This window comes from Variovorax sp. 01T439_2, from assembly GCF_056398445.1.
Genome location: NZ_JBFTPJ010000956.1, coordinates 1 through 2,220, shown reverse-complemented (window position 1 = coordinate 2,220; position 2,220 = coordinate 1). Strand labels below are relative to the sequence as shown.

The window sequence follows — 2,220 nt, the reverse complement described above, 5'->3', positions numbered from 1 at the left end:
TGCCCTGCGCCGTGAAGATGGCGCCGTTGACGGCCAGCAGCTCGGCGCGTTCCATGCCCGGGCCGCGCGGACGCGAACCCACCAGGAGGGCGTAGTCGGCATTCTTGAAGGCGGTCATCGGGTCGCCATGGGCTTCCATGCCGGCCAAGAGCGGGAAGGCGCAGTCGTCGAGCTCCATCATCACGCCCTTGAGCGCCTTCTGGGCCTTCTCGTCGGGGATCTCGAGCAGTTGCRGGATGACCGGCTGGTCCTTGCCGAGCATTTCGCCGGACGCGATACGGAACAACAGGGCGTAACCGATTTGGCCGGCGGCACCGGTGACGGCAACGCGGACGGGTTTTTTGCTCATGGGAAGACTCCAGAAGGTGGTGAAACGGTATCGGCGGGCGCGCGTGGCGCCGATGGTCCTGCAGGGCGGGAATCCTTCCCGCGGCGCAGGCCGGCCCGCATTTTAAGCCGATTCAGCAGGCCTCGTCTTATGTCTTATATAAGATATGCTCCGGGGTTCCGCCACGGCGCACCCACCGCTGCCATGAATGCCCCCACCGTCCTCGAAGATTCTGCGACGCCTTCCTTCAGTCCGCTCTACCAGCAGATCAAGACGCTGATCCTGCAGAGCCTGCAGGCCGGCGAGTGGAAGCCGGGCGAGCCCATTCCCAGCGAGATGGACCTGGCGGTGCGCTTTCGCGTGAGCCAGGGCACGGTGCGCAAGGCCATCGACGAACTCTCGGCCGAAAACCTCGTGGTGCGGCGCCAGGGCAAGGGCACCTTCGTCGCCACGCACGCCGAGCAGCATGTGCAGTACCGTTTCCTCAAGCTGGTGCCCGATGTCGGCACGCCAAGCACCGAGGGTCCGGCCGAGCGCACCATCGTCGACTGCCGCCGCCAGCGCGCCTCGGCCGATGTGGCGCGCGCCCTGGGCCTGCGCACGGGCGACGCGGTGCTGCAGGTGCGGCGCGTGCTCGCCTACGGCGGCGTCCCGACCATCCTCGAAGACCTCTGGCTCCCCGGCGCGCCGTTCAAGGGCCTCACGGCCGAACGCCTGCGCGCCTGGCCGGGTCCGATGTACGCCATGTTCGAAACCGAATTCGGCGTGCGCATGGTGCGCGCCGAAGAAAAGATCCGCGCCGTGCTGCCCGACGCGGAACAGGCCGCGCTGCTCGACGTGCCGCTGCAGATGCCGCTGCTCAGCGTGGAGCGCCTGGCCCACACCTACCACGACACGCCGATGGAACTGCGCCGCGGCCTCTACCGCACCGACACGCACCACTACCGCAACCAGCTCGGCTGAGCGCGCATCCAGATGGCATCACGACCCCACCGCATGGCAGCGCCGAAGATTCGCGCACAACACGCCGCGAACTCCCTAGCATCCGACTGCAGCGCTGCGCCGACGCGGGCACCTCCGCCACGCAATGGTGCATTGCAATAGAATTTTGCGTTGTTTGCATTCCGCAGAAGAAACAAAAGCGTTCGCTCTCAGAACAAGCCACCAAGCCACGAAAGCCTCCCCCCAATGACAGAGCTTGCAACTCCTCCCCGGCCGCCGCGCCGCGAATTCCGAAACATCAACGCCTTCACCGATCTCACGACCTACCGRCTGCCGCCGGCCGGCATCGTGTCGATCCTGCACCGCGTGAGCGGCGTGCTCATGTTCCTGCTGCTGCCGTTCATCATCTGGATGTTCGACACCTCGCTTTCGTCCGACTACTCCTTCGCCAGGTTCAAGGCCGCGTTCAACAGCGGCCTTGGTTTCGTTCCGGGCTGGTTCATCAAGCTGGTGGCTCTCGCGCTGATCTGGGCCTACCTGCACCACTTCATCGCCGGCCTGCGCCATCTCTGGATGGACGTGAGCCACGCCGCCGTCACCAAGGAGTTCGGACACAGCTCCGCCCTGGTCACGCTGGTCCTGAGCGTCCTGCTCACCGTGGTGCTCGGCGCCAAGTTGTTCGGCCTGTACTGAGAAGGAGCCAACCATGTCTGTGAATTACGGCTCCAAGCGCATCGTCGTCGGCGCGCACTACGGTTTGCGCGACTGGCTCAGCCAGCGCATCACGGGCGGCCTGATGGCGCTCTTCACGATCATCCTGCTCGCGCAGCTGATCTTCACGCGCGGCCCCATCGGCTACGACCTGTGGGCCGGCATCTTCGCCGCGCAGTGGATGAAGGTGCTGACCTTCTGCGTGATCGCCTCCCTGCTCTACCACGTGTGGGTCGGCA

4 protein-coding genes are annotated in these 2,220 nt (G+C 65.6%); 3 read left to right on the top strand and 1 reads right to left on the bottom strand.

Annotated elements, in window-relative coordinates:
• The coding region (locus AC1DOC_RS30360; RefSeq protein WP_478131195.1) for a lactate/malate family dehydrogenase at positions 1–349 on the bottom strand (349 nt) is incomplete at its 3' end.
• A gap of 183 nt (positions 350–532) precedes the next feature.
• On the opposite strand from AC1DOC_RS30360, the gene AC1DOC_RS30355 reads away from it, so the two are divergent.
• From AC1DOC_RS30355 to sdhD, 3 genes are all read left to right on the top strand, one after another.
• A complete protein-coding gene (locus tag AC1DOC_RS30355; protein WP_080515726.1) occupies positions 533–1,291 on the top strand; it encodes a GntR family transcriptional regulator in 759 nt (252 codons plus the stop codon).
• A 225-nt stretch (positions 1,292–1,516) separates the two neighbouring features.
• Positions 1,517–1,963, top strand: a complete 447-nt coding sequence (gene sdhC / locus AC1DOC_RS30350; protein WP_012746575.1) for a succinate dehydrogenase, cytochrome b556 subunit — start codon at positions 1,517–1,519, stop codon at positions 1,961–1,963.
• Positions 1,964–1,976: 13 nt separating this feature from the next.
• A partial coding sequence (gene sdhD / locus AC1DOC_RS30345; RefSeq protein ID WP_478131194.1) for a succinate dehydrogenase, hydrophobic membrane anchor protein occupies positions 1,977–2,220 on the top strand: 244 nt, incomplete at its 3' end.

Bases quoted from the DNA above. Each gene is read 5' to 3' on its own strand.
- AC1DOC_RS30355 (WP_080515726.1), top strand. From the start codon at position 533: ATGAATGCCCCCACCGTCCTCGAAGATTCTGCGACGCCTTCCTTCAGT.